Source organism: Mucilaginibacter sp. P5_A4 (assembly GCF_056400605.1).
On the sequence record NZ_JBFUKX010000028.1, the window covers coordinates 21,498 to 45,778 of the forward strand.

Sequence of the window (24,281 nt, forward strand, 5' to 3'; positions counted from 1 at the left end):
AGCCAGTTTTACAAAATTTGATTTATGTTTATTGACTGAAAAAATAACTCTGTATAACCTAATTTAAAAATGGAACAAAAAAATGCTAAAAGTTACAGCTCGGCACTTTATACGCTAATCACTGTATTTTTCTTCTGGGGCTTTTTAGCCGCTTCAAATGGCGTATTTATACCTTTTTGTAAAGGACATTTTCATCTAACTCAATTTGAATCCCAGCTGATTGATTTTACATTCTATGGTGGTTATTTCATAGGTTCATTGATCCTGTATTTTGCTTCGTCTATCAGCAAAGTTGATATCATGAATAAAATGGGTTATAAAAATGGTATCATATTAGGCCTAATAGTTTCGGCAATTGGCGCTATAGGTATGATCCCTGCAATAGCATCGGGTTCATTTGGTTTAATATTAACAGTATTTTTTATTATAGCAATAGGCTTTTCACTTCAACAAACAGCGGCAAATCCTTTCGTGGTTGCTTTAGGTCCGCCGGAGACTGGTTCAAACCGTTTGAATTTTGCAGGTAGCATTAATAATATAGGTGGTTTGTTAGGTCCGGTAGTTGTAGGGATTATTTTATTCGGTTCGGCTTCAGCTAAAATAGACGCAAAAGATGTTCAGATATCATCCGTAAACAACCTTTATTACATGCTTGCTGGTTTATTTATTGCAGTTGCTATATTCTTCTGGTTCTCTAATTTACCAAAGGTTACCAGCGATGAGAAAATAGAGTCGAGTAATAAAGCGAATACCCCGCTTTTAATTATGTTTTTGGCGTTTCTGCTAATCCTGGCTGCAGACCCGTTGAGCGCTTATCTTAACAAGTTGTTATCTTCGGATGCAAACAAAATAGTTGATATCGTAAAAAGTCAGTACTTTGTTTATGCATCCCTGGCAATTATTGTACTTACGTTGGTAGGTACCATATTTGCCGCCAAAAAAAGCAAGGAAGGCTGGGGGGCCATGCAGTACCCTCAACTGATTTTAGGTATGCTGGCCATATTTACTTATGTGGGTACTGAGGTAACTATTCAAAGTAATATGGGCTCTTTATTAAAAACTCCGGAATTTGGTTCCTATAACGAATCGGATATTGCGCCATACATTTCTTTGTATTGGGGTAGTTTAATGATTGGCCGTTTTGCAGGCGCAATAGGTGCATTTAATCTTTCAAAAACTGTTAAATATATATTATATGTCCTTGTGCCATTTGTGGCCTTTGGTATCGTATTGCTTGTAAACGCTGCTACTGGTGTAAATGTGAGCAACCTTTACGGGTATGCCGTATGCGTTGGTATCCTTATTGTAGCATTCTTTATAGGGCAGCAAAAACCTACACGCACATTAGCTGTTTTAGGCTTATTGGGTGTTGCCTTTATGTTAACAGGACTTGCAACTACGGGTAAAGTTGCTACATTTTCTTTTATCAGTGGGGGCCTATGCTGCTCTATTATGTGGCCGTCAATTTTCTCTTTATCTATCACGGGTTTGGGAAAATATACCAGCCAGGGTTCAGCTTTCTTAATTATGATGATTCTTGGTGGATCTATCATACCTCCATTGCAGGGTAAAGTTGCCGATGGCAGTAACAATGTTATAGCGGGTATGAGTGGTATTCACTTCTCCTACATCGTACCGGTGTTGGGCTTTGCATACCTTGCTTATTTTGCGTGGAAAGTAAGCCGCGAACTGCGCAGCCAGGGCATTGACCTTGACCACGTGGAACTGGCAGCAGGCCACTAATTTTTTTTCTCATTAGGTTATTGGGTCATTAAGTCATTTAAAAATGAAGTGATGACCCAATGACTTTTAATGACAATGACAGATGATATGAAACCAAGTTTTAATTCAATTTTTATGAACCTGGCAACCGACCTGGCTAAGCGCTCTCACTGCGTTAAAGCCCATGTAGGGGCTGTTTTAACCCGGGATACCCGTATTATATCCATAGGTTATAACGGGCCGCCGGCGGGCACACATAACTGCGATGAAGAATGGCCGGAGAGGGGCTGCGCACGTGATTCAAAGGGGAGTTGTTCCCTTGCCCTGCATGCAGAAGAAAATGCCATACTATACGCTGTTAAAAATGGGGCCAGGCTTGAAGGTGCCACATTATATACCACACTATCGCCGTGTATAGCTTGTGCAAGGCTTATTTTTTCGGCAGGTATAACGCAAGTTTATTTTGATAAGTCATACGCTGAATTCAAAGGCCTCGACAGTGATGAAGGGGTCGACTTTTTAAACAGGTTTGGAGTAAATACAGTAAAGATGGCCTGAACCCCAATTAGCAAAATAAGATAGATCTGTACCGAACCTTTGATTCAGGCTCAAAATCCCGATTCAATTAATTCTGACTTGAATCGGCCATAAAAGGCTCAATATGGCTTAGGGCAAATAGTAATTGCTCGGCAGGGCTTAGGTCGGTATTGTCTAAAATAACAGCATCTTCGGCACGTATCAGGGGACTTTCCTTTCGTGTGGTATCCTGGTAATCCCGGTGGGCAAGGTTATCAAATACCTCTTCTAAAGTTATGTTCGGGTTTTGAGGAAGTAGTTCTTTATAACGTCTCTCTGCCCGTATTTTAGGATCGGCAGTCATGAAAATTTTCAACTGCGCATTTGGGAACACCACCGTACCAATATCGCGTCCATCCATAACAACGTTTTTTGATTTGCCTAAACGCTGCTGCTGCTTAACCAGTGCAACGCGTACTTCGTGTATGGCGGCTATAGCACTTACCTTGTCGGCCACGTGCATCTGGCGGATCTCGTCAGATACTTCCTCATCATTAAGTGTAATATGGGTTTGATAATCACGCGAATGAAAGTTAAGGTGGATGTTTGTTAATGCTTCTGCAATTTGATCGTGATTTTGCAGATCAATATTATTACGTAAAAAGTACAGGGCCACAGCACGGTACATTGCACCGCTATCTACATAAATAAAATGAAGCTTTTTTGCTAAAGCTTTTGCTAATGTACTTTTACCACAAGATGAATAACCATCAATTGCTACAACGATATTCTTGTTCATAAGAGCTACTAAAGTACGAATTTTTGTGTTTTATTAGTTGTGAGCCTTGATTAAGTGATTGCTTTGGTTAAATTGAACTTAGATAATTATGATATACATAAGCCAACCACTTAACTTAACCCAATCTACTACTTAACCATTCACCAAAAACACTACTTTTGGAAAATGAATCTGACTAAAGCCGATCTGCAAAAAGTAATAACCTATAAAACATCAAGGAGCGGTGGAAAGGGAGGCCAAAATGTAAATAAGGTATCAAGTAAGGTAGAACTTTTGTTTGATGTGGCGGGTTCTGAACTGTTTACTGATGATGAAAAATCATTACTTGCCAGCAAGTTGCATAACCGCCTCAACAAGGAAGGTTTTGTTCAGGTAATTTGCGACGAAGAGCGCAGCCAGTACCTCAATAAAGAAAAAGCAATTGAAAGGCTCATAACGCTTTTAGGGAGAGCTTTACAAGTACAAAAGGTACGAAAACCTACCAAAATCAGTAAAGCCATTAAAGCGGCCCGTTTAGAAAGCAAAAAGAAGCAATCTGCAAAAAAGGAAAACCGGCGGACCAATCTTGATGATTAACGGTGTGCAGATGTTCTTTTAGACGTGCAAATTTCTAATTTCAGATCTGCAGATTATTGGTTGAACGGAAATGAAGCAGATTTACTAAGCCTGCGGAATTTTAATTTTAGAGGCATCCATAGATTCTGTTAATCTGAATTCCCCGTTTCGATCATCTGCGCGTTTGAAATCTATCATTTAAACCTGTAAGCGCCCGTTATAGCTCCCCACTGGTGGGAGCGATGCATTGTTTTAACCTCGCGGGTGTGAAAAATAGCTGCCACATCAAATGTAAAACGGCTGGTGGTAAAAGCCACACCCAATTGTTGGCTAAATACAAAAGGCTTTTTAGTTTGTGTTATCTCCAGGCTATTTGGGTCTTTGCTGTTAAACAAACCTCCTTGAATAGTAGCATCATAAACAACCGCATTTAATTGAGGCTTATAGTAAAAAAATATTTCATGCTTATGCAATAAACCTGTTTGTTCAACCGCCGACACTGTGCTTTGAGTACTCGCCGAATTAAATAGCTGGTTGAAGTTACCTATACGTATTAGTGGTCCGGCCCCAACACCTGTAAAGCCTGTTCCTAAATTGGCATAGCTGGTAAGACTTAAATCAACCCATGATGCGCGGGCAAGAAGTCTATTGTATTCGGCAGATAAGTTTAGTTCAACATCATTCCTTATCTGATACTGCCAGCCGTTTAATGTGTAAAAACCAAATGTATCGTGGATAAGTTTTTGAACTGGTTCGCCACCCGCTGCAGGGCCAACTAAACCAAGCTGTACGCCCAGCTTAAGGGTACTTTCGTTTTTATACAACAAATTAAGGGTTGTACCTAAATAAGTATACGCGGCAAAGGGCCTGTCAACGTCAGCAGCGTCCCGTACATAACCCGATTGCGGGTTGAACATTTTTTGTCCCAGTTCTATCCCTAAAACTTTATTTCGAAGATTGTTTCCTTCACCTGTTTTTAAAGCCTTACGGTAGTAAAAAAAAATTCCATTTGTGTAATACCTGTCAGATCCTTGTCCCAAATACGAGTCGTTGTCTGATTGGATCCCAAATTCGTGGCCGCGCGTTTGGGCAAATAAACCAATACTACCCAACAGGCATACCAGCGTTATAAATAGCTTATTTAACATTTAGGTATAAAATATATCAGCGACTAATATAAAAAAATTGAATTATGAATCGCTGTCATCAACCATATAAAATTAAAGGGTTTCCGGGTGCGTTTATCCGCCCGGAACCCTTTTTATAGGATAAGGTTTGTATGAATTATTTAAACGTGTAGCCCACGCTTACGCCGCCTGCAGCAATAATGCCTTCATCATAAAATATCGGCACAAAGCCTATTCTTAAGTTAATACCTCCTTCTTTGGGTTGGTATCGGTAACCTATTGTGGCAGTGCCAATAAAGCCGGTAACCCTGTCAAAAATAAAAGTTTTGCCTTTATTGTCTCCGTAAGAGTTTAAGAAGGTGGTGCCGCCACCAAGTTCCAGCAAACTGCTGCCATTACCTGCCAGGTAGTTTACTTGTATTGGAATAGTAAATACGCTATTACCCCCCGATGCGAAATAGCCCGCGCCAACCCGGTAACCAAAACCATTGCGTTTGTGCCCAAAACGTGCATCATAATTAACGGTGAGCGCAAGGCCCGGACCGCCTACCTCAAAATAAACACTTTGAGTTTTTTCGCCATTTTGTTCGGTAGCTGAATCCATCCTGGCAGAATCAACTGTAGCGGCATTTGTAGCTGGGCGATGTGCCTTTTTTACTGTGTCCTGCATGTTAGGTTCCACAATCTGTGCTGAGGAGTTAAAACCAGATAATAGGAGTAGAGATAAGATAGTGATAGTTAGCGTAAAAGTTTTCTTCATTCTTTAGGTGTATTGAATTAATATACAATTCACCTCGTATTACGCTGATGGGTCACAAAAGGTTTCAAAGCACTGTTTTCTCACTTTTAGATGCACTCCAGAGCTTTTTTTTGAGTATCCTGCGAACCCCATTTCGAGCCCATAGGAACGCCCTCCCACTACCTCTGACACCTCCGTACAACGCCACCCCAAATACCTGCCGGGGAACAGTAGGTCAGGGCCGATTAATATTTTATGCAAATAACAAAGGCACCTGATTAGTGCCTTTGTTATTTAATTTAAAACTGCTTTCGTTTCCTCTTCATTAACAGTAAGATCAAGAGGTTCGCTTACCCTTTCATCCAACAAGGCGAGTTTAATAACATCGCGCATGTCGGTTACATAATGAAAGTTAAGATCTGTTATATAATCTTCTTTGATCTCGAGGATATCTTTCTGATTGGATTTACAGAGGATTACCTCCTTAATATTGGCACGTTTGGCCGCCAATATTTTTTCCTTGATACCACCTACAGCTAAAACCCTGCCGCGTAGTGTAATTTCGCCAGTCATGGCCAGGTTGGGTTTTACTTTACGCTGGGTAAATGCCGAAACCAATGCTGTAAGCATGGTGATACCTGCCGATGGGCCATCCTTAGGGGTAGCGCCGGCTGGTACGTGAACGTGTACATCCCATAGATCAAATAGTTTGGGGTTGATGCTAAAGTAGCCCGCATGAGCCCTTAAATATGCCAGCGCAATGGTAACAGATTCTTTCATTACATCGCCAAGGCTGCCTGTAAGTGTTAACCGGCCTTTACCCGGGCTTAAACTTGCTTCGATGAACAAGATGTCGCCGCCAACTGATGTCCAGGCCAGGCCTGTTACAACACCTGCTACATCATTGCCCTCGTACAGGTCTTTGTCGAAAATAGGCGCACCCAGTATTTTCTCTACTTCTTTTTTATTTATCACCGGGTTGTAGGGTTCTTCTAATGCGATATTTTTTGCGAGGCCGCGTACAACAGAACCAATTTTCTTTTCCAAAGCACGCACACCCGATTCGCGGGTATAGTCAACGATGATCTTCTCCAAAATGTCGTTTTTAAGGGTCACATCTTTCAGTTTTAAGCCGTGTGCCTCACGTTGTTTTGGTACCAGGTGTTGCTTTGCTATTTCTATCTTTTCTTCAATCGTATATCCGTTCACCTCAATGATTTCCATCCTGTCTAACAAAGCGGGCTGGATGCTGCTCAGGGAGTTTGACGTGGCAATAAACATCACGTTGGATAGGTCGAAATCCATCTCGACATAATGATCATAAAAGGTGCTGTTTTGTTCAGGATCAAGTACTTCTAATAAAGCTGATGACGGATCTCCACGAAAATCATTACCCACTTTATCTATCTCATCTAAAATAAACACAGGGTTGGCGGCTCCGGCTTTTTTAACTGATTGTATGATACGGCCCGGCATGGCGCCAATATAAGTTTTACGGTGACCTCTTATCTCGGCCTCATCGCGGATGCCTCCCAGGGCCATACGAACGTATTTGCGTCCTAATGCTTTTGCGATAGATTTACCCAACGAAGTTTTACCTACTCCCGGAGGGCCTACCAGGCAAAGGATAGGGGCTTTCATATTATGCTTTAATTTAAGCACAGCCAGGTATTCAATAATACGTTGTTTAACCTTATCTAAACCAAAATGATCTTTATCTAAAACTTTTTGGGCCCGTTTAAGGTCGAAGTTATCTTTTGTGAATTCGTTCCATGGCAATTCAAGCAATAACTCAAGGTAATTTATCTGCACCGAATAATCTGCCGCGGCAGGGTTGGTACGCGCCAGTTTTTCAAGTTCTTTTGAAAAATGATCTTTAACCTCTTTTGCCCATTTCTTTTTAATTGCACGCTGGCGCAGGCTGTCAATTTCCAAATCGGGGGAGTTGCCACCCAACTCTTCCTGTATGGTTTTTAGCTGTTGATTTAAAAAATAATCTCTTTGCTGCTTATCCAGGTCAACACGTACTTTGCTTTGGATTTGGTTTTTAAGCTCCAGCATTTGCAAATCAAGCGTTAAGTGCTCCAATAACAGGTTTATTCTTTCGCGCAGGCTGGCAACCTCTAATAAACGCTGTTTGGCCGCCATATCGGCATTCATATTTGATGATATAAAATTGACCAAAAACGAAGTGCTTTCAATGTTACGGATAGCTATACCTGCCTCACTTGGAATATTTGGCGATAGCTGGATAATATTCATGGCCATATCCTTTATGGACGATACCATAGCCTTAAATTCTTTATCCTCTTTTAGTTTGGTTTCTTTAAAAGGCTCAACGGTGGCTTTTATGTAAGGGTCGGATTGCACTTCATCCTTTAATACAAAACGCTTTTTGCCTTGTAGTATAACGGTAGTGTTACCATCGGGCATTTGCAGCATTTTAATGATGAGCGCAATGGTACCTACTTTATTCAATTGGCTAAAATTGGGGTCTTCAATCCCCACATCCTGTTGCGCAACTACCCCAATCATGCGGTTGCCCTTATTGGCGTCCCGTATCAGTTTAATTGATTTATCCCTGCCAACTGTTATCGGGATAACTACGCCGGGAAATAGCACAGTATTGCGCAAAGGCAGTATCGCCAGTACATCGGGCAGCTGTTCGTTGTTCATTTCCTCCTCATCCTCAGTAGACATAAGGGGAAAAAACTCAGAATCTTCGTTTATAACCGGTAACGCGTTTTTAAAATCAAAAGGGTCAAAACTCATTAATTATATTTTTTGTGTAGAAAATAACGTCATGTTGTCAGCCCATAAAACTTTAGGGCTTGTAAAATACAGGCAAATGATAGTTAAAACCTGTGCAACATTATGTTTCAAGAGCTGTGCCAAGTTATGGTATTAATTAATAACAATCAATTTGGCTTTGTAATGTTTTGATCTTGTGTCGATTGTAAATTTATCAGCTATTTATTAAATAACCTGGGTTTTGTTGTTAAAGATGAAAAAAAGTCATAGTATCGCTTCCTCAATGTTTAAGCCGGCAAATCTTTTTTAACAATTGAAGATTTTGGCATAATATTTTGAAGTAAAGTTAGTTAATGATATACAATTCTGTTTACCATTGATCCGTTGATGAGGCTTTCAGTTATATTACCCTTCCTGCTGTTGTCGTCCATTGAAACCACATTGGCCCAAAATGCCTATGTAAAAATGGGGCAGCAGGCCGTGATGGATGGTGATTTCAGATCGGCAGTAACACACCTTGAAAAAGCCTGCATCACCGATTCTACTAACGCCAATGCTTTGTGGATGCTGGGTTATTCATATTATCACAGTGATAACTACAAAAAATCAATTGCTGCTTACACCCGCGTAATTGCTATAAAACCAGCCGATGCAACCGCTTATTATTATAGAGCCAGGGCAAAAAGCTATTTGGGTAAGGATAACCAGACAAAAGACGCCGATAAGGAATTGTATTTATTGGGAGCGATAGTTGACCTTACAAAAGCCATATCTATCAACAACGACCCAAGCGACAGTAAATACTACCAAAACAGGGGCATAGCTTACCGTGATTACGGTATTTTTAAACTGCAAACCAACTCGCATTTTTATGATAGAGGCCGCGGTATTAATTCCCTGAAGGCATCTATTGCCGATCTTGAAAAAATATTGAATAACAACCCGGGGAGAAACGATATTGCTGTGCTGATAGATCAATCAAAGGAAAAACTTGGCCAGGCTACTTCGGCAGTTGTAGCGAGACATTAAGATTTTCGGAAAAAGTATTAAGAATTTAGGAGTAATTCTACTTTTTTAAAAATCCCTTTATCCTATAAAGATTTTTCCCCATCAATTTAACACGCTGCGATTTTTCTATCTGGTAAACCGAATCTGGGAAATAGCTTAGTTTTTCATTTGTTTCGTAAAGCAGGTTTTTGGTATGGTTAAATATCACTATCCATTTCACTTTATCTTTGTCTTTCCTGATCATGATCTCGGTTGTTCTAAGATCGGGAGTTTTTGCCCTGTAAATGACCAGGGAATCAGTGTTTAAAATATTATAGCTATTTTTCCAGGCCGGCCGGTTAATGTCCGATTGGATGAACAGGTTAAGTTCCTGGCCCCAATTTGGAATATGTACAGTTTTATTTTCGATTACACCGTTATGTGTTACTGTTTTATCAACCTTAGGATTAAGCGTTCTGAGCCTCGCTGTATCTGCTTTAAAATACCCGGCTACATCAAAATACTTTAAGCTACCGTTTGATTGCGTGTTATCCGGCCTGCATGATTGCAAGCCGGATAATAGCATTGTACTGCATAAGAGGGCAGCTAAGTGTATTGATTTTAGCTTACACCAATACATTACCGGTCATTTCGGCAGGGATTGCTACACCCAGTATTTTTAAAATGGTTGGTGCAATGTCGCCGAGTTTGCCATCATTTACATGAGTAACATCCTTGTCTATCACAATGCAGGGCACCAAATTGGTAGTGTGTGCTGTGTTTGGCGTACCATCTTCATTGATCATATAATCGGCATTACCATGGTCGGCTATGATGATGAAGGAATAGCCATTGGCCAGGCCAGCCTCAACAACGGCTTTTGTACAGCTATCGGCGGTTTCGGCGGCTTTTACAACCGCGCTGAAAACACCTGTATGACCAACCATATCGGTATTGGCAAAGTTTAAGCAAACAAAATCAGGCCAGCCGCTTTCCAATTCGGGGATGATAGCATCACGGATTCCAGCCGCGCTCATTTCGGGCTGCAAATCATAAGTAGCAACCTTTGGCGACGGTACTAACAGGCGCTTTTCGTTAACAAATTCGCGCTCACGTCCGCCCGAAAAAAAGAAGGTAACGTGCGGATACTTTTCGGTTTCAGCAATACGAATTTGAGTTTTGCCCGCATTTTGTAATATCTCGCCCAATGTTTTCGTCAAATCTTCTTTGTTGAATACCACCTGTACATTTTTAAATGTTTCATCATATGGCACCATCGTGATGTAACGTACATTTAAAGGGTGCAGGTTATATTCAGGAAAAGATTTTTGTGTTAATGCAACGCTAATCTCGCGGCCCCTATCGGTACGGAAATTAAAACAGATAACCACATCGCCGTTTTTTATAACAGCCAGCGGTTTGCCATCAGCATCTACCCTTATAATAGGCTTAATAAACTCATCGGTAACATCGGCTTCGTATGATTTTTTGATCAGGTCGGTAATATGCTGAGTGGCTTCGCCCTCGCCTTTAACCATAAGGTCATAAGCCAGTTTAACACGTTCCCAGCGGTTATCACGGTCCATGGCGTAATAACGACCAATGGCTGTTGCTATTTTTGCAGATGTGCCTTCTATATATTGTTCCAATTCGGTAACGAAACCTAACCCGGATTTTGGGTCGGTATCACGGCCATCTAAAAAAGCATGAATAAATACGTTATTTACATCCAATTGCCTGGCTGCATCGCATAAGCCTTTTACATGCCTGATATGCGAGTGAACACCTCCGTCTGATACCAATCCAATAAGGTGAACATCTTTATTGTTTTGTTTAGCATACTCAAAAGCATCTTTTAATACCGGGATTGTTGGCAGTTCATTATCGTCAACAGCTTTATGTATGCGGCCCAGTTCCTGGTAAACCACGCGACCGGCCCCCAAATTCATGTGTCCGACTTCCGAGTTACCCATTTGGCCGGCAGGTAAACCCACAGCGGTTCCGGATGCTTCCAGTTTAGAATTCGGGTATTTTTGCAGCATTGAATCAACAAATGGAGTGTTGGCCGCCAAAATAGCGTTCGATTGATCATTACGGCCATAACCCCAGCCATCGAGGATAATTAATGCGAGTTTTTTTTTATTTTCCACATTGCAAATATAAATGCAACGTTCAACTTATGGGTATAAATTTTGAATTTAGATTTATACTTATACGGGGTTGATTATTAAGGTAATAATTTAAAGTAAAAACAGTTATATGTTAACATCGCCTAATAAGGTATTTTACCCGCCTGTTTTTGCAAAATGTAACATAAAGTTGTTTTATAACGTATCTATTGTATGAAGTTATTTTACATATCATCGTTAATGTTTTTGCTTTTAATCCCGAATATAGTTTTGGCCGATCCGCTGGATAATGTAGCCAACCTTGTAAAGCAGGGTAATACAAAAGAATTGGCCAAATTATTTGCAGCCAGCGTTGATATGAACATCATGGATGATGAGAATACATATTCAAGGGGGCAGGCTGTGCAATTACTCGACAGGTTTTTCGCCAAAAATAAACCTCAAAGTATCAAATTACTGCACAAAATAAATTCAAGGGCCAGCTTTCATCTTGGAGTTTATATTTTAACCACCACCGATAAGCAGGAATACCGCATAGCCTTTACCCTTAAAGAGGAGGGCGGCACCATGAGCATTATTGAGTTTAGGATTGAGGATGAGAAAGTGAAGTAGATGTGCAGATATGCAGATTTCAGATATGCAGATGAAAGGATAGATGTGCAGATATGCAGATTTTGCATATGAAAAGATAAAAGATGGAAGTGCAGATATGCAGATTTCAAATGCGCAAATGAAATCCTGTCACTCTTTTAATTCAATAAATCCCGGTTTAACCAAAAAATATCCGGCCAAAAAAAATCTGCATGTCTGCAAATCTTAAAATCTGCACATCTGCTCCCCATCTGTAAATCAAAAAAATCATTACTTTTGGGGCTTAAAATAACAGGCTTGGATAAGGAACTTGTAGATCAATTTATAATTAATGCTTTAAAGGAAGATGTGGGCGATGGTGATCATACCTCGTTATCAACAATTCCTGCCGGTACCATTGGTAAGGCAAAGCTTTTGGTAAAGGATGAAGGTATTTTGGCTGGTGTTGAACTCGCCGCCGAAATTTTTAAAGTAATTGATGGCGGACTTAAACTCACCGTGTTTTTGCAGGATGGTGCTGCGGTAAAGCATAAAGATGTTGCTTTTGAGGTTGAGGGAGATGTGCAAAGCATTTTAAAGGCCGAGCGCCTGGTATTGAATTGTATGCAGCGAATGTCGGGAATTGCTACAAAAACCCGTGAAATTGTCGATCTGCTGGAAGGCACCAATGCAAAAGTTTTAGATACCCGTAAAACAACCCCGGGTTTAAGATACCTCGAAAAATGGGCGGTAAAAATAGGCGGAGGCACTAATCATCGTTTTGGCTTATATGATATGATATTGATAAAGGATAATCATGTTGATTATGCCGGCGGCATAAGGCAGGCCATTGAAAGTGCTAATCAATATCTTATAGATAACAATAAAAAACTGGCCATTGAAGTTGAGGTACGAAACCTGGAAGAATTAGAACAGGTTTTGCAAACAGGCAACATAAATCGTATCTTGTTAGACAACTTTCAGTTTGCCGAACTGAGGCAGGCGGTTAATATCGTTAACGGACGGTTTATAACCGAGGCGTCCGGCGGTATAACCATTGATAATATACGGGAGTATGCTGATTGTGGGGTTGATTATATATCTGTTGGTGCGCTAACGCATTCGGTAAAAAGCCTCGATCTTAGCTTAAAGGCTGTAAAGTAAATTTATCCTGGAACCTTGTTTTTAGGATTTAACCTAAGGTTTAGTTATTGAAATTTGGAGTTTAACGCATGGCGTTCAAATTATGATTAAAGCTTTAGTACGACATCAATTTTGTAATATTGCAGGGAAATGATCAACGTATACTCCGTTTCGGCTCTCATTCTGGCCTATCTCTGCGGGTCCATACCAACTGCTGTTTGGATAGGGCTGGCATTTTACGATATCGACGTAAGGGAATATGGCAGTGGTAATGCCGGGGCTACAAACACTTTCAGGGTACTTGGTAAACAAGCAGGTATCCCTGTAATGCTTCTTGATATTTTAAAAGGGTGGACAGCTACCAACCTTGCCTTCTTTATAGGGGTTTCTACCACAGGAGCCTACAATTCGTCATCTTACATGAACTATGCACTGGCCTTAGGAGTAGCTGCTGTTATGGGGCACTTGTTCCCGGTATTTGCCGGTTTTAGGGGCGGCAAGGGCGTTGCCACACTCTTTGGAATGATTTTAGCTATTCATTTACATGCCGCTTTATTATGTGTGCTGGTATTTGTGGTGGTGCTTTTAATTACAAAGTATGTATCGCTTAGCTCAATTGCAGCAGCGTTTACATACCCGATAGGGGTCTCGTTTATTTTCCCTACATCCATTCGGTCGGTTGTAATTTATGGCATGTGTATATGCATGCTGATACTGGTAACCCACCAAAAAAATATCGAACGCTTACTAAAGGGGACCGAATCGAAAGTTAATTTTTTAAAGAAAAAAGCTGCCTGATCATCATGAAAAATTTTAAACCTGCATTGGCAATGATTATGATCATTGCCCTGTTCTCTTGTTCAACTGTACCATTAACTGGTCGCCGGCAATTAAGTTTGGTTGGCGACGCCGAAGTAAATCAATCTGCTGCTGCCAGTTACAAACAACTCCTATCCGATCCTAAAACCAAAGTTGTATCAAGTGGTACCGATGCACAACGCATTAAGCGAATTGGTAATAACCTGGCCGTGGCTATTGAGCGCTACTTAAAAGATAATGGTTATGGCGACCAGTACAGTTTTCAATGGGAATTTAACCTGATACAAAGCAGCGAGGTTAATGCCTGGTGTATGCCCGGCGGTAAGGTAGCTGTTTATAGCGGCCTGTTACCCGTTGCCAATACCGATGCCTATCTGGCAGTTGTTATGGGGCACGAAATTGGCCACGCCATTGCCCGGCATGCCGCTGAAAGAATTTCACAGCAACAGGCCGCGCAGCTTGGCGGTGCGGCAGTTGGCGCTGCTACAAGCAATAAATCGGGAACTACACAAGCCATTATAGGGCAACTTTACGGTGTAGGCGGACAATTGGTATTGTTAAAGTATTCACGCAACCAGGAATCAGAAGCCGACCGCCTGGGGTTAACTTTTATGGCCATGGCCGGTTATGATCCTCATGCCGCAATAGCTTTCTGGCAACGAATGGCTGCACAGAGTAAAGGAGAGGCTCCGCCTGAGCTTTTAAGTACTCACCCTGCCGATGCTACCCGTATTGCCAATATTCAAAACCTTATACCAGAGGCTATGAAGTATTATAAAAAATAAATTAGTGAGGGGTGAATGGTGAGTGGTTTTCTGCTATTTTGCAATTAATTTTTTGTTGACTATGTAACCATTCGCCCTATGGCAAAACCCGAGTTTTTAAAAGCGCAGTGGAAAAACCTTGTAATGCTCAATTACGAAGTTGATGCCAAAGTATTGGATATGTATTTACCGCCCGGAACAGAACTTGATCTGTGGCGGGGAAAGGCCTTGGTAAGTATGGTCGGGTTTATGTTTCTGGATACTAAAGTACTGGGCATCAAATGGCCCTGGCATGTAAATTTCGAAGAAGTAAACCTGCGCTTTTATGTGAGGTATTTTAAGGGGACAGAATGGAAGCGCGGAGCTGTTTTTTGTAAGTGAAATTGTGCCTAAGCCAATAATAGCACTTATAGCGAATAATTTATACAAAGAACATTACAGCGCTATGCCGATGCGCAGTTCTATAACGCAAACTACGGATAACCATACGCAGTTTTTATACGAGTGGAAGTTTAATGGTAAATGGAACAAACTGGGTGCTACTGCCAGTAATGAATTGCTTGATATTAAACCTGGCAGCGCCGAAGAGTTTATTTTTGAACATTATTGGGGGTACAACAAGCTCACAACCATTAGTACCATGGAGTACCAGGTGGAGCATATACCATGGCAAACCGGAAAGGTAAAAGACTATGTTTTTGATGCCGATATAACCGGGCTTTATAGTGAAGCGTTTAAACCATACTTAGAGAAAGAGCCTGTTTCGGCATTTTTTGCCGTAGGATCGGATATCAAGGTGAGGATGGGAGATAAGATTGTGGTAAAGAAGTAATCTTTCTCAAAATCTATTGCTTATGTGGATCAATCACTTTCAAGCCATTAATTCTATCAAAGTCTTTGGCGTTTCTGCTTATGATGGTGAGTTGATAAACCAATGCAGTAGCAGCAATCACGGCATCGGGCAATTTTATTTTATTAACCTTACGGAGCTCAATTGTTTGATTTACTATTTCTTGCGTAAGTTCATATTGATTAGCCAGATTTAAAAAATCTAATAGCTGATTGGTTGCTGAGGGGTGGCCTAATATTTCAATCCGGTTTATTACAGATATGTTGAAATCATTTGCAATGATTTTGTTTACATAGTTTTGGGCATCAGTAGCAAGTTGATTGCCGAGGTATTCCAATAAAATATTTGTGTCGATTAAGAATTTCTTTCCCATTCTTCACGGCTTTGCTCAATATCCTTTAACATCTCCAGGGCTGTTTCTTTGGATAAAATACCTATAAAATCAGAAGGCTTACGATTATGAACTGGTTTATTATCTTTCTCCAGTTTTTTCAGATCCTGGTGTAAGGTAGTAATGTTATTCCATTCATCAATTGGAATAACTACTGCTGTATGATTGCCAGAATTATCAGAAATAAACTGTAATGCCATGATTTTGAAATTCTAAAGTAAAAATACGAAAAATGCGCTTAATATACAATCAAAGCTTTTTAGAACGGATCTATCCTCCCAATACCTCTAAAACAGCCTTTGCTTTCAATAAACATTCTTCATACTCCTTCTCCGGATCGGCATGGTAAGTAATAGCGCTGCCAGCATGAAAAGAAAGGTATCCGTTTGCAGCATTATATAGCAACGATCTTATTACCACATTAAAATCAAAATCATCGTCAGTGCTAAAATAACCTACTGCACCAGAGTAAACGCCACGCCTGCTACGCTCGTATTGTTCCATCAGTTGCATTGCACTTATTTTGGGTGCTCCAGTCATGCTTCCCATAGGGAAAGTGTTTTTGACGGCCTGTATGGCCGATAATTCGTCCTGTAATTCGCATACAACGGTCGAGATCATTTGATGCACATGGCGGAAACTGTAAATGCCAAATAAATCTTCGGTTTTTACAGTACCTGGTTTAGCTGATTTGGTAAGATCGTTGCGTACCAGGTCTACAATCATAACGTTTTCCTGTAATTCTTTTGGGTGATTGCGCAGTTCCTGTTTAGCCAGCTCATCGGCTTGCAGCTCCGTTTCTCTTTTAACTGTCCCTTTAATAGGCTGCGATACCAATTTACTGCCACGCTTAGCCAAAAAACGTTCGGGAGAGGCCCCTAATATGAAATTGTCCTTCCATTTAAAGAAGGTAGAGAATGGGTTAGGGGAGATGTTATTTAATTGCAAAAAAATGGTTGGTGGATTGATGTTCACATCCTCGGCATAAAACTCCTGGCAAAAATTGGTCACATAAATATCGCCCCGGGTAATATGTTCCTGTATGGCTGTTACAGCATCAACGTATTCATGTTTGCTAAACCTGCTTTGTAAACTTATAGGTGGCTGAATTGCGGTACGAGTTAATTCCTGCTGATTTATCGTGCTTAAAGTCCGTTGCGGTTCGTCGCTGGTGATCTCTGCCTCATTCCCTTTAATTATAATAAGATGTTCGGGGGCAAAAAAGTACAGGTCTGGAAATTGCAGTCTATCTGGATTTTGGGATGTTAGGTTTTCAACCTCATTCTTCAGATCATAACCCAAAAAGCCACAAAGCCATTCCGGATTACTTTTACGGAAAGATTGTAACGCTTCAAATGCATTGCCGGTATTGGCTGTTACATCTGCCTTGGCTCCAATAGCTATCAGGGTATCAAATTTGCCGTATGGATCATCAAAATTATTCGAATCGAGGTAACACACCGAATTGAATGACGATGCCCACTGCAGGGCTTTACGCTTGAAATTTTGCAGATCATCTACCTGTACTATCACCCTGCAAAAATAACCAAGTAAATGAAAAAAGGCCGGTTATACCGACCTTTAATAATATTTGTTTTGAAGCTTGTGAGGACACAACCTTCGGGAGTTTACATACTAGTGCAATACCAAAGTCTGTACCCTGTCTGGTCCCACTGACAGATATTTTATCGGAACGCCCAGTTCTGCTTCCAGGTAATCAATGTACGATTGCAGTTTTGCAGGAATCTCATTTAATTCGGTGATACCGGTTAAATCCTCGTTCCAGCCATCAATCTCCTTCAAAATTGGCTCGGGACTCACCGAACAGATATCATAAGGCATGTAGTCTATTTTTTCGCCCAAATAGTTATAATGCGTACAAGCGTAGATCTTATCGAAACCACTTAATACATCGGCCTTGGTCATTACCAGTTGGGTAACACCGTTAAGCATAATAGCATACTTTAATGCAGGCAGATCAATCCAGCCTGTACGGCGCGGCCTGCCTGTAGTAGCGCCAAATTCATGGCCGATACGGCGTAGTTCTTCACCTGTTTCATCCTCCAGTTCGGTAGGGAAGGGGCCGCCACCAACGCGGGTACAATAAGCTTTAAAGATACCTATTACATCACCAATTTGCTGTGGTGCTATCCCTAAACCTGTACACGCACCGGCTGCTGTTGTGTTTGATGAAGTTACAAACGGGTACGATCCAAAATCGATATCCAGCATGGCTCCCTGTGCGCCTTCGGCTAAAACCTTTTTGCCTTTTTTAATATAATCGTTTACCAGGTGTTCTGAATCAACCAGCGGAAATTTTTTAATAAATTCAATAGCTTCAAAAAACGCCTGCTCACGTTCAGAAAAATCTGCAACCTCGCCATACATAGCCTGTAGCATAGCTGTATGTTTATCAACAAGCTTCTGATACCTCTCTTTAAAGTCAGGAAGGGTTATATCGCCGATGCGCAAACCATTCCTGCCGGTTTTGTCCATATAAGTTGGACCTATACCTTTTAAGGTTGAACCAATTTTACCTTCGCCCATTTTCTTTTCAGATGCAGCATCCAGTAGTTGGTGAGTAGGCAGGATCAAATGTGCCTTTTTAGCTATCAGCAGGTTCTTTTTAGCTAAAAGATCATGTCCTGCATCTTTCAGCTTATCTATTTCCTTTTTTAGGGTGATAGGATCAATCACTACACCATTACCGATAAGGTTCATGGTATTCTCAAAAAATATACCTGAAGGAATGGTATTCAAAACGAATTTTTTACCGTCGAATTCCAAAGTGTGCCCGGCATTAGGGCCGCCCTGAAAACGTGCAATCAGGTCATAACCTGCGCTAAGTACATCAACAATTTTTCCTTTACCTTCATCGCCCCATTGGAGGCCTAATAATACGTCAACAGCCATTTATGTTATTGTAAATTCAATACTTAAATAAGAAAGGTGGCAAAGTTATATTTTTCTGTCACAAAAACCTGCTCTTAATTTCTCGCAGTTACCATAAAGATTTAAAGAGTGGTGTTTGATCTCGAATTTTAACAAATCGCCCATCATGCTCTGGATCTGTTGTATGCGTGGATCGCAAAACTCAACTACCTTGCCACAGTCAATGCAAATGATGTGGTCATGCTGCTTATAGCCGTATGATTTTTCGAACTGCGCCATGTTTTTACCAAACTGGTGCTTGGTAACCAGGTCGCATGATACCAGTAGTTCAAGCGTGTTATAAACAGTGGCACGACTAACGCGGTATTTTTTATTTTTCATGTGGATGTATAATGATTCCACATCAAAGTGATCTGAGCGAGAGTAAATTTCTTCGAGTATAGCAAAACGCTCTGGCGTTTTGCGCAGGTTTTTATTTTCAAGGTAGGCCTCAAAAATTTTTTTAACCAATGCTATAGTATCCGGTTGGGGCATAATAGTCTGTTAAGCAGGCAAAGTTATTAATAAAAAATAGAATCAAGAGACAAGAGTCAAGAATCAGGATTTTAGCTTCACTGTGTTTTTTCTTGACTCTTGATTCTCTTTCACGACACTTTTTCAATAGCCGAGTCAAACCGGTTTACGCCTGTAACGCCTTTAACCTGTTTTATTTTCTTGATCAGGTTTTCAAGGTGATCGGTATCATTAACGTATACCATGATCGATCCTTCAAAAATTCCGTTATCACTATCAACAGTAATAGAGCGGATATTTACCTTAAAATCAGTTGAAATAACCGTGGTTAGCTTGTTAATGAGACCAACTTCGTCAATACCGGTTATCCTGAGTCCGGTTAAAAATGCCAGTTCCTGTTGATTAGTCCACCGTGCTTTTACTATACGATAGCCGTAATTTGCCATCAGTTTGGCAGCATTAGGGCAATTGGTACGGTGAATTTTGATGCCATCGCTTACGGTAACAAAGCCAAACACGTCATCGCCGGGGATAGGGTTACAGCAATTGGCCAGCTTATAGTCAATTTTCTGCATATCCTCACCAATCAGCAGCATATCGCTGTCTTTCGATTTAAGGTTGCGGATAAGGCTTTGAACCTGTTCCTGTTCTATTTTATCCTGTGGCTTGTTTTCAACAATTTTTTCAAATGCCTGATATTCTTTCAGGTCCTTCATATCAATAACACCCTTGGCAATGTTATAAAATAGGTCCTGGGTTGATTGTAGCTTGAAAAAATAGCTCAGTTTATGTATATTTTCAGAATTGTAAGTGATCTTGAGCGATTTCATTTTACGCTCCAATATCTCCTTGCCATCCTCAGCAATTTTCCGTTTCTCTTCTTTTAGGGCCGACTTTATTTTGGCCTTAGCCTTTGCGGTAACCACAAAGTTAAGCCAGTCTTCCTTGGGCGTTTGCTTGCCGGATGTAATGATCTCTACCTGGTCGCCATTCTGTAATTTGTAGCTTAATGGTACCAGTTTATGGTTTACCTTGGCACCAATACAGCTGGCGCCAACATCGGTGTGGATCTCGAAGGCAAAATCCAGCGCGGTAGCGTTCAGTGGTAACTGGATAAGTGCGCCTTTCGGCGTAAAAATGAAGATCTCATCGCTGAACAAATTCATTTTAAAATCATCCAGGAAGTCGAGTGCATTTGAATCAGGATTTTTAAGCATATCCCTAACCTTTTGCACCCACTGATCAAGGCCGCTATCGGTTGATGACTCCTTGTATTTCCAGTGCGCGGCAAATCCTTTTTCAGCAATCTCGTTCATTCGTTTGGTACGGATCTGTACTTCAACCCATTGACCGCGGGGGCCCATAACTGTAGTGTGCAATGATTCGTAACCGTTTGCTTTGGGTGACGAGATCCAATCCCGTAACCTGTCGGGATTTGGTCGGTATTGGTCGGTAACTATGCTATATGCCTTCCAGCAATCTGCTTTTTCCTGGTCGGGAGCACTATCCAAAATTATCCTGATAGCGAAAAGATCATATACCTCTTCAAAAGGGATAGACTTTTTCTTCATCTTATTCCAAATGGAGTGGATAGATTTTGGGCGACCAAAAACATCTGCATGTAATCCCTGGCCCTCAAGCACTTTGTTTACCGGTTCAATAAAATCGCGGATAAATCTTTCACGCTCGGCCTTTTTTTCATTCAGCTTCTTTTTAATAAACTGGTAAGTTTCCCGCTCCATGTATTTCATAGACAGGTCTTCCAATTCAGATTTTATAGTATATAAGCCCAATCTGTGCGCAAGTGGGGCGTACAAATAAACCGTCTCTGATGATAGTTTAAGCTGCTTATCACGTGGCATAAACTCCATAGTACGCATGTTATGCAACCTATCGGCCAGTTTTATCAGTATCACCCTCACATCATCTGCCAGGGTAAGCAACATTTTGCGGAAGTTTTCGGCCTGTAAAGAACTGTTGGTATCAAATACGCCCGATATTTTGGTTAAGCCATCAATAATCTTGGCTACCTTTTTACCAAACTCCATCTCAATTTCGTCAAGCGTCATGTTGGTGTCTTCAACCACATCATGCAGCAGGGCGCAGACAATTGAAGTTGTACCAAGGCCAATTTCCTCGGCAGCTATCTGGGCAACAGCAATAGGGTGGTATATATAGGGTTCGCCGCTTTTGCGGCGCATATCCTTGTGGCTTTCAAGGGCCATGTCAAATGCCTTGCGAATCATTCGCTTATCGCCCTTTTGCAGGGTTGATTTACAGGCACGCAGCAAAGCACGATATCTTTTTAGGATCTCATTTTTTTCAGCTTCCAGATCAATCACTATCTCTTTCATATATGAATATTAGTGGTAAAAAATGGATCAACCTGTAACTAAAAAATTATTATTACAGATTATATTAAAATACCACAAAAATTTGCTTTAATTTTGTATTAAGTAAAAATATGAAATTTATTGGTTTTCTGTTGATGTTTTGTTGCATTATGGGCGAAGTAAAAGCCCAAACAGATAAACCTGTACCTATGATTCTGGGCAAAAATGATACCATTCGGGTTGCCGTTACAAGTATTGACGGAGAATTGGTTCCTTGGGTAGTATGCCCTCCTGTAAGAATTGTTGATACCCGCATATTTGCCAGTGATGCCGACAGAGATAATTACCGCCGTTTAAGGTATAATGTTATGAAGGTGTTACCTTATGCACGTTTTGCGGGCCAGCGGTACGCAAAACTGCAGCGCGACCTTGCACTTACCGGAGATAAAAAGAAGCAGAAAGAACTGATTGGTACGTGCGAAACAGAGATAAAAACATTGTTTAATAAGGAAATTAAAAATCTGACAATTAGTCAGGGCGAAGTTTTGATTAAGTTGATTGACCGGGAAACCGGCACAACCAGTTATACTATGGTTAAAGAGCTTAAAGGTGGTTTTAAAGCATTTATGTTTCAATCTGTAGCCAGCATATTTGGTCATAACCTTAAAGAAACATATGACCCTGATGAGCAGAAAGATATCGAGGCCATTCTTACCCAGGCCGGATATAATTCCACTAACTTCTAATAATGGATAACACAAGCGTCTACAAGTTTAACGTTCAAAAGTTAAACGGTGATGACATCAGTCTATCGGTTTATAAAAATAAAGTACTTTTAATAGTTAACACCGCTTCTCAATGCGGTTTTACCCCTCAGCTTAAAGATCTTGTATCATTAAAAGAAATTTTTGGTGATGCGGATTTTGAAATACTTGCATTTCCCTCAAATGATTTTGGCGGGCAGGAGCCTTTGGAAGGCGCTGCTATTACCACTTTTTGTGAAAATTCCGGAGTAAATTACCCCGTGTTTGATAAAATACGGGTGCGTGGGCCATTTGCTCATCCCTTATACCAGTTTTTTGCTGATAAAAAACAGAACGGTAACCTTAAATCGATTCCAAGATGGAACTTTCATAAGTTTTTGATCAATAGAGACGGTCATGTTACTGATTTTTATTACCCTTTTACCAAACCAACATCTTCAAAGATTCGGAAGAGAATAGAGCGTCTTTTATCGACAGCTCACTAAACATAAATACAATAATGAAATTAGATATTTTAGTTTTATCGGTACATCCTGATGATGCCGAACTTGGATGCTCGGGCACTATTTTAAAGCATATAGCTATGGGCCATAAAGCAGGCATAGTTGATCTTACTCGTGGCGAGTTAGGGACCCGTGGTACTGCAGATATTCGTGAACAGGAAGCTGCGGCAGCGGCAAACATATTGGGCCTTTCGGTAAGAGATAATTTAGGTATTCCTGATGGCTTTTTTGAAAATACAAAAGAGTACCAGTTGAAAGTTATTTCCGCTATCCGTAATTATCAGCCCCGAATTATAATAACCAATGCTTATCATGACAGACATCCCGATCATGGCCGGGCCAATGAATTGGTGGAGCATTCTGCGTTTTTATCAGGTTTGCGTAAAATAGAAACGTTTGATAAAAATGGTGAATCCCAGCAGCCATGGCGACCTGATTTGGTGCTACATTTTATACAGGATAATTACATCAGGCCTGATATTTTGATAGATGTTACCGAGTATTGGGACAAAAAAATAGAAAGCATACGTGCTTATGGTTCGCAATTTTTTAATCCGGAATGGGGCGATGAGCCTCAAACCTATATATCATCCCCCGAATTTATTAATGGAGTAGCCGCGCGAGCCARCGAATTTGGTAAAAGCATAGGTGTTAAATATGCAGAAGGCTACACAAGTAGAAAAATTTTAGGAATAGATAATTTATTTTCTTTAAAATAATATATTATTTAACTATAAATAAATAAGTCGCTAATCTTTAATAGGATAGCGACTTATTTTTTAATATCAGTTTAAATATTTAAGCCTTAATATATTCAAAGCGATTATTTTCATTACTTCTTTCTCGTCTCAGTTTATTTTCATTCGCAAGCTTTAAAAGGATACCTGACAATTCAGAAGTTTTAAAATCGGAGTCAAACTGATCTTTGCAATAATTGGCTATTGATGATATTGAACGCTGGATATCAAAGAAATCGGTACTTAGCAATTGGTTCAATATTTTAGTCGCTCCCGGCTTTTTACGACCAGGCATTGTAGGGTTTTCATCGTCTGAGCGTATTTTACGGCCTTTTTTGCTAAAAATCTCAGACCCGTCGGCATCTGCTTTTTCCGACTCAATCATAACATCCAGTAGCCTGTCGATAATTCGTACCTGTACAGCTTCTGATTGAAATGAGTTAACAACTTCTGCTACCTCAACAAGTTGTTTTTTTAATTTCTCGATATGTTTGCTCATGATGAATTAGATTTAATACGAATGAGGATAGTACAAATCTAAGGGGAATAATAATTAAAAATATAGCCTATTTTGGTAAAAAAATAGGCTATATTATTAATTAAGCCCTGTTAAGGCTATTGATGTCATTAAAACATATATTAAATATTAAGCTTTTTTTTGTGGAATAACTGACAGA

26 protein-coding genes are annotated in these 24,281 nt (G+C 40.4%); 13 read left to right on the top strand and 13 right to left on the bottom strand.

Annotated features, from left to right (window positions below):
* Nucleotides 1-69: 69 nt before the first annotated feature.
* Nucleotides 70-1,743, top strand: coding sequence for an MFS transporter (locus AC1DQW_RS16785; RefSeq protein ID WP_477455139.1), 1,674 nt, complete (start codon nucleotides 70-72; stop codon nucleotides 1,741-1,743).
* A 114-nt stretch (nucleotides 1,744-1,857) separates the two neighbouring features.
* Nucleotides 1,858-2,280, top strand: coding sequence for a deoxycytidylate deaminase (locus AC1DQW_RS16790; protein ID WP_477455140.1), 423 nt, complete (start codon nucleotides 1,858-1,860; stop codon nucleotides 2,278-2,280).
* A gap of 67 nt (nucleotides 2,281-2,347) precedes the next feature.
* Here the strand turns inward: AC1DQW_RS16790 and cmk are convergent, their stop codons facing one another.
* Nucleotides 2,348-3,037, bottom strand: coding sequence for a (d)CMP kinase (gene cmk / locus AC1DQW_RS16795; protein WP_477455141.1), 690 nt, complete (start codon nucleotides 3,035-3,037; stop codon nucleotides 2,348-2,350).
* 165 nt (nucleotides 3,038-3,202) lie between these two features.
* Here cmk and arfB point away from each other — a divergent pair, with 165 nt between their 5' ends.
* Complete coding sequence (arfB, locus tag AC1DQW_RS16800; RefSeq protein WP_477455142.1) at nucleotides 3,203-3,613, top strand: alternative ribosome rescue aminoacyl-tRNA hydrolase ArfB; 411 nt, start codon at nucleotides 3,203-3,205, stop codon at nucleotides 3,611-3,613.
* Nucleotides 3,614-3,786: 173 nt separating this feature from the next.
* On the opposite strand, the gene AC1DQW_RS16805 is transcribed toward arfB, so the two are convergent.
* From AC1DQW_RS16805 to lon, 3 genes are all read right to left on the bottom strand, one after another.
* Nucleotides 3,787-4,740, bottom strand: coding sequence for a lipid A deacylase LpxR family protein (locus AC1DQW_RS16805; RefSeq protein ID WP_477455143.1), 954 nt, complete (start codon nucleotides 4,738-4,740; stop codon nucleotides 3,787-3,789).
* 136 nt (nucleotides 4,741-4,876) lie between these two features.
* Complete coding sequence (locus AC1DQW_RS16810) at nucleotides 4,877-5,479, bottom strand: hypothetical protein (protein ID WP_477455144.1); 603 nt, start codon at nucleotides 5,477-5,479, stop codon at nucleotides 4,877-4,879.
* A gap of 273 nt (nucleotides 5,480-5,752) precedes the next feature.
* Nucleotides 5,753-8,230: an endopeptidase La gene (lon, locus tag AC1DQW_RS16815; RefSeq protein ID WP_477455145.1), complete on the bottom strand. Its 2,478-nt coding sequence runs from the start codon at nucleotides 8,228-8,230 to the stop codon at nucleotides 5,753-5,755.
* 366 nt (nucleotides 8,231-8,596) lie between these two features.
* Between lon and AC1DQW_RS16820 the strand changes: the two genes are divergently transcribed.
* Nucleotides 8,597-9,238 carry a tetratricopeptide repeat protein gene (locus AC1DQW_RS16820; RefSeq protein ID WP_477455146.1) on the top strand — a complete coding sequence of 214 codons (642 nt, stop codon included), beginning with the start codon at nucleotides 8,597-8,599 and terminating at the stop codon, nucleotides 9,236-9,238.
* Nucleotides 9,239-9,275: 37 nt separating this feature from the next.
* On the opposite strand, the gene AC1DQW_RS16825 is transcribed toward AC1DQW_RS16820, so the two are convergent.
* A complete protein-coding gene (locus AC1DQW_RS16825) occupies nucleotides 9,276-9,782 on the bottom strand; it encodes a hypothetical protein (protein ID WP_477455147.1) in 507 nt (168 codons plus the stop codon).
* Between the two features lie 40 nt (nucleotides 9,783-9,822).
* Nucleotides 9,823-11,346 carry a 2,3-bisphosphoglycerate-independent phosphoglycerate mutase gene (gene gpmI, locus AC1DQW_RS16830; protein ID WP_477455148.1) on the bottom strand — a complete coding sequence of 508 codons (1,524 nt, stop codon included), beginning with the start codon at nucleotides 11,344-11,346 and terminating at the stop codon, nucleotides 9,823-9,825.
* 192 nt (nucleotides 11,347-11,538) lie between these two features.
* Between gpmI and AC1DQW_RS16835 the strand changes: the two genes are divergently transcribed.
* The 6 genes from AC1DQW_RS16835 to AC1DQW_RS16860 all read left to right on the top strand — a co-directional run bounded on the left by AC1DQW_RS16835 (nucleotide 11,539) and on the right by AC1DQW_RS16860 (nucleotide 15,453).
* Entirely contained in the window at nucleotides 11,539-11,937 is a 399-nt protein-coding gene (locus tag AC1DQW_RS16835; protein ID WP_477455149.1) for a DUF4783 domain-containing protein, read from the top strand.
* Nucleotides 11,938-12,213: 276 nt separating this feature from the next.
* Nucleotides 12,214-13,059, top strand: coding sequence for a carboxylating nicotinate-nucleotide diphosphorylase (gene nadC, locus AC1DQW_RS16840; RefSeq protein ID WP_477455150.1), 846 nt, complete (start codon nucleotides 12,214-12,216; stop codon nucleotides 13,057-13,059).
* A gap of 129 nt (nucleotides 13,060-13,188) precedes the next feature.
* The gene (gene plsY, locus AC1DQW_RS16845) at nucleotides 13,189-13,836 is read left to right on the top strand and encodes a glycerol-3-phosphate 1-O-acyltransferase PlsY (protein WP_477418959.1); all 648 of its coding nucleotides are present in this window, start codon (nucleotides 13,189-13,191) and stop codon (nucleotides 13,834-13,836) included.
* 5 nt (nucleotides 13,837-13,841) lie between these two features.
* The gene (locus tag AC1DQW_RS16850) at nucleotides 13,842-14,642 is read left to right on the top strand and encodes a M48 family metallopeptidase (protein WP_477455151.1); all 801 of its coding nucleotides are present in this window, start codon (nucleotides 13,842-13,844) and stop codon (nucleotides 14,640-14,642) included.
* 78 nt (nucleotides 14,643-14,720) lie between these two features.
* Nucleotides 14,721-15,002, top strand: a complete 282-nt coding sequence (locus AC1DQW_RS16855) for a DUF2071 domain-containing protein (RefSeq protein WP_477455152.1) — start codon at nucleotides 14,721-14,723, stop codon at nucleotides 15,000-15,002.
* Nucleotides 15,003-15,006: 4 nt separating this feature from the next.
* Complete coding sequence (locus AC1DQW_RS16860; protein WP_477455153.1) at nucleotides 15,007-15,453, top strand: DUF2071 domain-containing protein; 447 nt, start codon at nucleotides 15,007-15,009, stop codon at nucleotides 15,451-15,453.
* 13 nt (nucleotides 15,454-15,466) lie between these two features.
* On the opposite strand, the gene AC1DQW_RS16865 is transcribed toward AC1DQW_RS16860, so the two are convergent.
* From AC1DQW_RS16865 to AC1DQW_RS16890, 6 genes are all read right to left on the bottom strand, one after another.
* Nucleotides 15,467-15,844 (bottom strand): type II toxin-antitoxin system VapC family toxin, encoded by a 378-nt coding sequence (locus AC1DQW_RS16865; RefSeq protein WP_477455154.1) that lies wholly within the window; start codon nucleotides 15,842-15,844, stop codon nucleotides 15,467-15,469.
* Entirely contained in the window at nucleotides 15,826-16,062 is a 237-nt protein-coding gene (locus AC1DQW_RS16870) for a hypothetical protein (protein ID WP_477455155.1), read from the bottom strand. Before AC1DQW_RS16870 ends, AC1DQW_RS16865 begins: the two co-directional genes overlap by 19 nt.
* 70 nt (nucleotides 16,063-16,132) lie before the next feature.
* The gene (locus AC1DQW_RS16875; RefSeq protein ID WP_477455156.1) at nucleotides 16,133-17,395 is read right to left on the bottom strand and encodes an anthranilate synthase component I family protein; all 1,263 of its coding nucleotides are present in this window, start codon (nucleotides 17,393-17,395) and stop codon (nucleotides 16,133-16,135) included.
* A gap of 102 nt (nucleotides 17,396-17,497) precedes the next feature.
* Entirely contained in the window at nucleotides 17,498-18,775 is a 1,278-nt protein-coding gene (locus AC1DQW_RS16880) for an adenylosuccinate synthase (protein ID WP_477455157.1), read from the bottom strand.
* Nucleotides 18,776-18,820: 45 nt separating this feature from the next.
* On the bottom strand, nucleotides 18,821-19,288 hold the full coding sequence (locus AC1DQW_RS16885) for a Fur family transcriptional regulator (RefSeq protein ID WP_477418945.1): 468 nt from the start codon (nucleotides 19,286-19,288) through the stop codon (nucleotides 18,821-18,823).
* Between the two features lie 110 nt (nucleotides 19,289-19,398).
* Nucleotides 19,399-21,621: a RelA/SpoT family protein gene (locus tag AC1DQW_RS16890; protein WP_477418943.1), complete on the bottom strand. Its 2,223-nt coding sequence runs from the start codon at nucleotides 21,619-21,621 to the stop codon at nucleotides 19,399-19,401.
* 110 nt (nucleotides 21,622-21,731) lie between these two features.
* On the opposite strand from AC1DQW_RS16890, the gene AC1DQW_RS16895 reads away from it, so the two are divergent.
* Genes AC1DQW_RS16895 through bshB1 form a run of 3 tightly spaced genes read left to right on the top strand, consistent with a single transcriptional unit; the run spans nucleotide 21,732 to nucleotide 23,586 of the window.
* The gene (locus tag AC1DQW_RS16895) at nucleotides 21,732-22,346 is read left to right on the top strand and encodes a DUF4294 domain-containing protein (protein WP_477455158.1); all 615 of its coding nucleotides are present in this window, start codon (nucleotides 21,732-21,734) and stop codon (nucleotides 22,344-22,346) included.
* Nucleotides 22,347-22,348: 2 nt separating this feature from the next.
* Nucleotides 22,349-22,849, top strand: a complete 501-nt coding sequence (locus AC1DQW_RS16900) for a glutathione peroxidase (protein WP_477455159.1) — start codon at nucleotides 22,349-22,351, stop codon at nucleotides 22,847-22,849.
* Nucleotides 22,850-22,863: 14 nt separating this feature from the next.
* Nucleotides 22,864-23,586 carry a bacillithiol biosynthesis deacetylase BshB1 gene (bshB1, locus tag AC1DQW_RS16905; RefSeq protein ID WP_477455160.1) on the top strand — a complete coding sequence of 241 codons (723 nt, stop codon included), beginning with the start codon at nucleotides 22,864-22,866 and terminating at the stop codon, nucleotides 23,584-23,586.
* A 79-nt stretch (nucleotides 23,587-23,665) separates the two neighbouring features.
* Here the strand turns inward: bshB1 and AC1DQW_RS16910 are convergent, their stop codons facing one another.
* Nucleotides 23,666-24,103 (bottom strand): hypothetical protein, encoded by a 438-nt coding sequence (locus tag AC1DQW_RS16910; RefSeq protein WP_477418935.1) that lies wholly within the window; start codon nucleotides 24,101-24,103, stop codon nucleotides 23,666-23,668.
* Nucleotides 24,104-24,281: the final 178 nt, after the last annotated feature.